Source organism: Stenotrophomonas sp. (assembly GCF_036662295.1).
GTDB lineage: Bacteria > Pseudomonadota > Gammaproteobacteria > Xanthomonadales > Xanthomonadaceae > Stenotrophomonas.
Map to the genome: position 1 here is coordinate 1 of NZ_JAVWXA010000153.1, position 6,912 is coordinate 6,912.

At 68.9% G+C, this 6,912-nt stretch carries 5 protein-coding genes; 3 read left to right on the forward strand and 2 right to left on the reverse strand.

Annotated features, from left to right (window positions below):
• Positions 1-275: 275 nt before the first annotated feature.
• A complete protein-coding gene (locus tag RSA25_RS18420) occupies positions 276-1,136 on the reverse strand; it encodes a pseudouridine synthase (protein ID WP_332810279.1) in 861 nt (286 codons plus the stop codon).
• 216 nt (positions 1,137-1,352) lie between these two features.
• On the opposite strand from RSA25_RS18420, the gene RSA25_RS18425 reads away from it, so the two are divergent.
• The 3 genes from RSA25_RS18425 to RSA25_RS18435 all read left to right on the forward strand — a co-directional run bounded on the left by RSA25_RS18425 (position 1,353) and on the right by RSA25_RS18435 (position 5,257).
• Entirely contained in the window at positions 1,353-1,901 is a 549-nt protein-coding gene (locus RSA25_RS18425) for a YaeQ family protein (protein WP_332810280.1), read from the forward strand.
• 8 nt (positions 1,902-1,909) lie between these two features.
• Positions 1,910-3,094, forward strand: coding sequence for an NAD(P)/FAD-dependent oxidoreductase (locus tag RSA25_RS18430; RefSeq protein WP_332810281.1), 1,185 nt, complete (start codon positions 1,910-1,912; stop codon positions 3,092-3,094).
• Positions 3,095-3,184: 90 nt separating this feature from the next.
• The gene (locus tag RSA25_RS18435) at positions 3,185-5,257 is read left to right on the forward strand and encodes an EAL domain-containing protein (protein ID WP_332810282.1); all 2,073 of its coding nucleotides are present in this window, start codon (positions 3,185-3,187) and stop codon (positions 5,255-5,257) included.
• Positions 5,258-5,347: 90 nt separating this feature from the next.
• Here RSA25_RS18435 and fabV read toward each other — a convergent pair whose 3' ends face one another.
• Complete coding sequence (fabV, locus tag RSA25_RS18440) at positions 5,348-6,604, reverse strand: enoyl-ACP reductase FabV (protein WP_332810283.1); 1,257 nt, start codon at positions 6,602-6,604, stop codon at positions 5,348-5,350.
• Positions 6,605-6,912 lie beyond the last annotated feature (308 nt).

Below are 6,912 nucleotides of genomic sequence, written 5' to 3' on the forward strand. Positions count from 1 at the left end.
AGCGGCAGGTGTGAACCCCGGGATGGATGGCGAGGAGCCGGCCAGCGGCCGGCACTACCTGTGATGCGCTTGGCTGGGCTTGCTTGAAACCCGGCATCGCGCAGCGGCGGGTGCGGGCCCCGGGGATGGCTGGCGTGGAGCCGGTATTGCCGGCCATTGGCCGGCTTGCGTGAACCCGGCATCGCGGGGCGGCGGGTGCGGACCCCGGATGGATGGCGTGGAGCCGGCCAGCGGCCGGCACTACCGGGTGGTGCGCCTGGCTGGGAGGCTTCCCCTCACCCCAGGCGCAGGCCGCTGCGGAACTGCCTCGGTGCGCCATCGAGCGGATCGGTGAAGGCCAGCGCCTGGGCCAGCAACTGCAGCGGCAGCGGCGTCGCCGACGCTTGGGCCTGGCGCAACTGCGGGTACAGGTCATCGCCCAGGATCGGCGCGCCCAGTGCCGCCATGTGCACGCGCAACTGGTGCTTGCGGCCGGTGTCGGGGTGCAGGCGGTAACGCCAGTGCGGGCCATCGGCGTCGATCACCTCGATCCGGGTCCGTGCGTTGGGCGCCCCGTCGGCCTCGGCCATGCGGAAGAACGGCTCACCGGGCACCAGCCGGCTGTGGCGCTCCAGCGGGAAGGCCAGCCCCGGCAGGGCCGGCGCCAGGGCCTCGTAGGTCTTGTGGATGCGCCGTTCGCGGAACAGGCGCTGGTAGGCATCGCGGCTGGCCGGCCGGGTGGAGAACAGGACCAGCCCGGCCGTCAGTCGGTCCAGCCGGTGCAGCGGCACCAGGTCCGCGTTGCCGGTGCGCGCGACCAGGCGCGCCAGCAGGGTCTGGCGCACATGCCCACCGGCCGGGGTTACCGGCAGGAAATGCGGCTTGTCGGCCACCAGCAGGTGATCGTCCTGGAAGAGGATGGTTTCGAGGAACGGAATCACCGCTTCGTCGGCCACCTCACGGAAATACCGGATCTCCAGGCCGACCTGCCACGCCCGGTCCGGGGCCAGTGCCCTGCCCTGCACATCCTGCACCCGGCCGCGCGCGAAACGGTCCACCCACTGTGCCCGATCGATCCGCGGGAAGCGCGCGCACAGCCCGTCCAGCAGGGTCGGCCAGGGGCCGGGCGGCAACTGCAGGCGGCTGGCAGCGGTCATGCCGCACCTCCACCGCCGGCCACGCACGCGCCAGGCAGCGTGGCGATGATGAGGGCGCCGTCGATCCGCAGACGGCTTGGGCGGGGGCATGGCATGGCAGCGGCAACCGGGCGGCGGGCCTGAAAGCGTGCCACCGATGGCGTCGCTGCAGAAGCACCGCATCGGACACCCCCGGGGCAAACCACTATCATGGTCCTCTTTGCTCCCGGTATCCCCATGGCCCTCACCGCCACCATCCGCAAGGCCGAACTGCAGATCAGCGACATGGATCGCGGCTACTACGCGACCCACAACCTGACCCTGGCCCAGCACCCGTCGGAAAACGATGAGCGCCTGATGGTGCGGCTGCTGGCCTTCGCGCTCAATGCCGAGGAACGGCTGGAATTCGGCCGCGGGCTGAGCACCGATGACGAGCCGGACCTGTGGCACCGCGACTACACCGGCGACATCCTGCAGTGGATCGACCTGGGCCACCCGGATGAGTCGCGCATCCGCAAGGCCTGCAACCGCAGCAGGCAGGTCCAGGTGGTCACCTTCGCCGGCAACGCCGCCGATGTGTGGTGGAGCAAGCAGGGCAAGGCGCTGGAGCGCTTCGACAACCTCTCCGTGCTGGACCTGGACGGCGGCTTCGTGGACCAGTGGGCCGCACAGATCCAGCGCGCCATGCGCTGGAGCGTGCTGATCCAGGACGGGGAAGTGCAGCTGATCAACGACCAGCTGCAGCTGGATGTGATCCCCACCTGGCGCAAGCGCGCCAGGGAATGAGCGCGGCCATGACCACGATCGCCTGCGATGTGCTGGTGATCGGCGCCGGCGCGGCCGGCCTGATGTGCGCGCTCACCGCCGGCCAACGCGGCCGCAGGGTGCTGGTGATCGACCATGCCAACAAGGTCGGCAAGAAGATCCTGATGTCCGGCGGCGGGCGCTGCAACTTCACCAATACCGGCACCACGGCCGCCAACTTCCTGTCGGCCAACCCGCACTTCTGCAAGTCGGCCCTGGCCCGCTACACGCCCTGGCACTTCATCGAGATGGTCGAGCGCCACGGCATCGCCTATCACGAGAAGGAACTGGGCCAGCTGTTCTGCGACGTCTCCTCCAAGCAGATCGTGCGCATGCTGCTGGACGAGTGCCAGGCCGCCGGGGTGCAGGTGCGCACCGACTGCGCGGTGAGCCAGGTCGAGCGCGGCGCCGACGGCTTCCAGGTGACCACCGCGCATGGCCAGGTGCAGGCCGCTTCGCTGGTGGTAGCCACCGGCGGGCTGTCCATCCCGAGCCTGGGCGCGAGCGGTTTCGGCTATGAGCTGGCGCGCCAGTTTGGCCACGCGGTCCTGCCGACCCGCGCCGGGCTGGTGCCGCTCACCCTGAGCGGCAAGCACCAGGAGCGCTTCAACGACCTCAGCGGCGTGGCGCTGCCGATCACCGCGCGCTGCAACGACGTGGAATTCCGCAACTCGATGCTGATCACCCATCGTGGCATCAGCGGACCGGCGATCCTGCAGATCTCCTCGTTCTGGGAACCCGGCGACGACCTGCGCCTGGACCTGCTGCCGGGCCAGGACACCTACGCCTGGCTGAGCGCGATGAAACGCGATCGCGGGGCGGCCGAGCTGCGCACGGTGCTGTCCGAGGTGCTGCCACGCCGGCTGGCGCTGCGCCTGTGCGAACACTGGCTGCCCGACCGCCCGGTCAAGCAGATCGACGAGCCCCAGCTGCGCCAGGCCGCCGGCCTGCTGCAGGGGTTCCCGCTGGTGGCCAGTGGCACCGAGGGCTACCGTACCGCCGAGGTCACCCTGGGCGGGGTGGACACCCGCAAGGTGTCCTCGAGCACGTTCGAATCACAGTTGGTGCCGGGCCTGCATTTCGTGGGGGAAGTGCTGGACGTGACCGGCTGGTTGGGGGGCTACAACTTCCAGTGGGCCTGGGCCAGCGGACACGCGGCGGGCCAGGTCGTCTGAGTTCGCGCTGGATCCGTGACCGGCTACCGTTTGCCGCATGGACGTATCCACCGCCATCGTGTATCAAGTTTGCAGTCCGGGGAGTAGTGAATGCAGAACGCCAATGACATCACCGTGCGCCTGCTGATCGTGGATGACAGCGGGGAGAACGCTGAAACCATCGTCAGCACGCTGCGCAACAGCGGCATTGCCGTGCGCCCGGCGCGCCCGCAGCACGCCGAGGAGCTGGCCCAGATCCTGGGCAGCCAGCCGATCGACCTGGTGCTGGCCGCGCCCGCGCAGAGCATCCCGCTGCTGCAGGTGACCCAGCAGATCGCGGCCAGCGGCAAGGACATTCCCATGATCCTGCTGGCCGAGTCGATCAACGAAACCGAGTGGGTCGAGGCCGGCGCCAACGGCATCCGCGCCATCGCCCTGCGCCACCGCCCCGAGCACCTGCTGGCGGTGGTGCGCAACGAGTGGACCGACCTCCACGCCCGCCGCGGCCTGCGCCGGATCGAGGCGCAGATGCGCGAGACCGAGCGCCGCTGCGATGCGCTGATTTCGTCCTCGCGCGATCCGATCGCCTACATCCACGAAGGCATGCACATCCGGGCCAACGAGGCCTACCTGGAGATGTTCGGCTACGAGTCCTTCGAGGACGTGGAAGGCATCTCGCTGCTGGACATGGTCGCCCCGCAGCATGTGGACGGCTTCAAGCAGCTGCTCAAGTCGATGAGCAAGGGCGAGGCGCCGCCGCCGCAGTACCAGGTGGACGCCCGCAACCAGGACGGGGCGGTGTTCCCGGCCACGATGGAATTCACGCAGGCCAGCTACGAGGGCGAATCGTGCCTGCAGGTGGTGTTCCGCCGCCGGCGCATGGAGTTCGATCCGGAGCTGGCGCGCGAGGTGGAGGATCTGCGCCAGCGCGACCAGGTCACCGGGCTGCTCAACCGCCCCACCTTCATGCTGCACGTGGAGAACGCGGTGGCCCAGGCCGGCCGCAGCGAGGGCCAGTTCGGCCTGCTGCTGATCGAGCCGGACCACTATGCGCGCCTGTTGCCGGACATCGGCCTGGACTCGGCCGATGCGCTGATCGGCGCGCTGGCCCGGGTGCTGGCCGACAGCGTCGGCGAGCAGGCCCAGCTCGCCCGCTTCGGCGAGCACAGTTTTGCCGTGCTGACCGAGGGCGCCTACGCGCAGACGGTGAGCCTGGCCGACCAGATCCGCGAGGCATTCGCCGCGCAGGTATTCAGCATCGGCGAGCGCTCGGCCACGGTCACCGTCAGCATCGGCGGCGTGCAGGTGGGCGAGAAGATCGCCAGCATCGGCCAGGTGCTGGCCCGTGCCACCGAATGCCAGCAGGCCGCCTCCGAGCTGGGTAACACCAGCCGCATCTTCGACCCGGCCGCCATCGACCGCGTCGAGGAAGAGCGCATCCAGCGCTGGGTGGCGCGCATCGGCGAGGCGCTGGCCGGTGACGGCTTCCAGCTGCATTACCAGCCGGTGCTCAACCTGCAGGGCGAGCCGCTGGAGTTGTACGAGGCCTACCTGCGCCTGGACAACAACGGCGAGCTGCTCAGCCCCACCGCGTTCCTGGGCATCGCCGAGGAACATGGCCTGCTGGCCGACATCAACCGCTGGGTGGTCGCCCATGCGATCGGCGTGCTAGGCCAGCGCGAACGTGCCGGGCACCCTACCCAGCTGATGGTCAAGATCACCCCGGAGTCGTTCAACGATCCGATGATGGTGGCCACCCTGCGCCGCGAGCTGCAGGCGCACGGGGTGCCGGGCGAACGCCTGTGGCTGCATGCACCGGAGGCCAAGGTGTTCACCCACCTGCGCAACGCGCAGCAGTTCCTGGCCGACGTGGCACCGCTGGGCTGCCGGATCGGCCTGGAGCAGTTCGGCTCGGGGCTGGATTCGTTCCAGTTGCTGGCGCACTTCCAGCCGCAGTTCCTCAAGCTGGACCGCGACTTCACCCGCGACGTGGCCAGCACCCGCGAGCACAGCGAGAAGATCAGCGAGATCACCGCGCGCGCGCAGTCGGCCAACATCCGCACCATCGCCGAGTTCGTCGCCGATGCCAACTCGATGAGCCTGCTGTTCAGTGCCGGGGTGGATTACGTGCAGGGCGAGTTCGTGGGCCCGGCCGGGCCGCTGATGAACTTCGATTTCGCCTGAGGGTCACGACCGGCGGTGGTGATCCACCGGGGGTGAAACGAAAACGCCGGGCAGTGCCCGGCGTTTTCGTTGGCGCAGCGCGTGCGCGGATCAGGCCATGTCGATCAGGTTCGGGATCTGCACGTCGGTGGCGACGTCGGCGTCGTAATCCACGCCCTCCACGCCAAAGCCGAACAGGCGCAGGAAGTCGGCCTTGTAGCCGGCCAGGTCGCTGATCTCGTACAGGTTCTCGTCGGTGACCTGCGGCCACAGCGCGACCACTTCGCCCTGCACGTCCGGCGCCATTTCCTTGTAGTCGGCACGCAGGCGGCCGGCGTCATCGATCAGCTCGACCTTGCGGCCGCCGTCGTCGAGGTCGTGGCGCAGGCGTTCGGTGGCGGTGCCGCTGTCGCGGCCGCCGTAGACGATGTCATACAGCGTATCGAGCTGCTCGATGCAACCCTCGTGGGTGCCCTTGGCCTTCATCACCTTGAACAGCAACGACAGGTACAGCGGCATCGTCGGGATCGCCGAGCTGGCCTGGGTGACCACGGCCTTGAGCACCGACACGCGTGCATCGCCGCCGATGGCCTGCAGCTTTTCGCGCAGGCCGAGCACCTTGTTGTCCAGGTCCTTCTTGGCCGCGCCGATCGAGCCGTTCCAGTAGATGGCCTGGGTGATTTCCTCGCCCACGTAGGTGAAGGCGGTGGTGGTGGCACCTTCGGCCAGCACGCCGGCCTCCAGCAGCGCATCGATCCACATCTGCCAGTCTTCGCCGCCCATCACCGCCACGGTGCCGGCGACCTCTTCCGGGGTGGCCGGTTCGATCGTGGTCTCGGTGATGCGTTCCTTGTCGGTGTCCAGCCCGCGCAGGGTGATCGGCGCGCCGATCGGCTTGAGCGTGGAGCTGATGATCTCACCGGTTTTGGGGTGCTTGCGGCGCGGCGCGGCCAGGCTGTAGACCACCTGGTCGACCTGGCCCAGGTCCTGCTTGATGAGCTCGATGACCTTGGCCTTGACCTCATCGGAGAAGGCATCGCCGTTCACGCTCTTGGCGTAGAGGCCGGCCTGCTCGGCATACTTGTGGAACGCGGCGGTGTTGTACCAGCCCGCGGTGCCCGGCTTGCTCTCGGTGCCCGGGCGTTCGAAGAACACGCCCAGGGTGGCCGCATCGCTGCCGAAGGCGGCGGTGATGCGCGCGGCCAGGCCGTAACCGGTGGAGGCGCCCAGCACCAGCACCTTCCTGGGGCCGTTGGCGATCTTGGGCCGGGCCTGGATGTACTCGATCTGCTGCTTGACGGCGGCATCGCAGCCGACGGGATGGGTGGTAACGCAGATGAAGCCGCGCACACGCGGTTTGATGACCATGGAAACCTCGATTGGACTGGCGCAGGCCGGGCCTGCGCAATGAAAAGGGGCGGCGCGCGCCACCGGGGCGGCTGCGCGGAACGCATGGGATCGTAGTGCGCGGCGCCGCACAGCACAACCGACGGGGGTGTATGGCACGGTCCTGCCCGTGCCCAGCCGTCCCCCGCCAGACAGTGGGGCGCGTGCCGGGAGAAAAGCCGCCGGGCAGCGCCCGGCTCTACCAGGGCGGGTCACAAGACAAAGAAAAGGTTCTTCGCCCACTTGCGGGGATTCTGTCGTCGCGGCGTATGAAGCCTTGCGAGTGCCGG

Bases quoted from the DNA above. Each gene is read 5' to 3' on its own strand.
- RSA25_RS18420 (WP_332810279.1), bottom strand. From the start codon at position 1,136: ATGACCGCTGCCAGCCGCCTGCAGTTGCCGCCCGGCCCCTGGCCGACC.
- RSA25_RS18425 (WP_332810280.1), top strand. From the start codon at position 1,353: ATGGCCCTCACCGCCACCATCCGCAAGGCCGAACTGCAGATCAGCGAC.
- RSA25_RS18430 (WP_332810281.1), top strand. From the start codon at position 1,910: ATGACCACGATCGCCTGCGATGTGCTGGTGATCGGCGCCGGCGCGGCC.
- RSA25_RS18435 (WP_332810282.1), top strand. From the start codon at position 3,185: ATGCAGAACGCCAATGACATCACCGTGCGCCTGCTGATCGTGGATGAC.
- fabV (WP_332810283.1), bottom strand. From the start codon at position 6,604: ATGGTCATCAAACCGCGTGTGCGCGGCTTCATCTGCGTTACCACCCAT.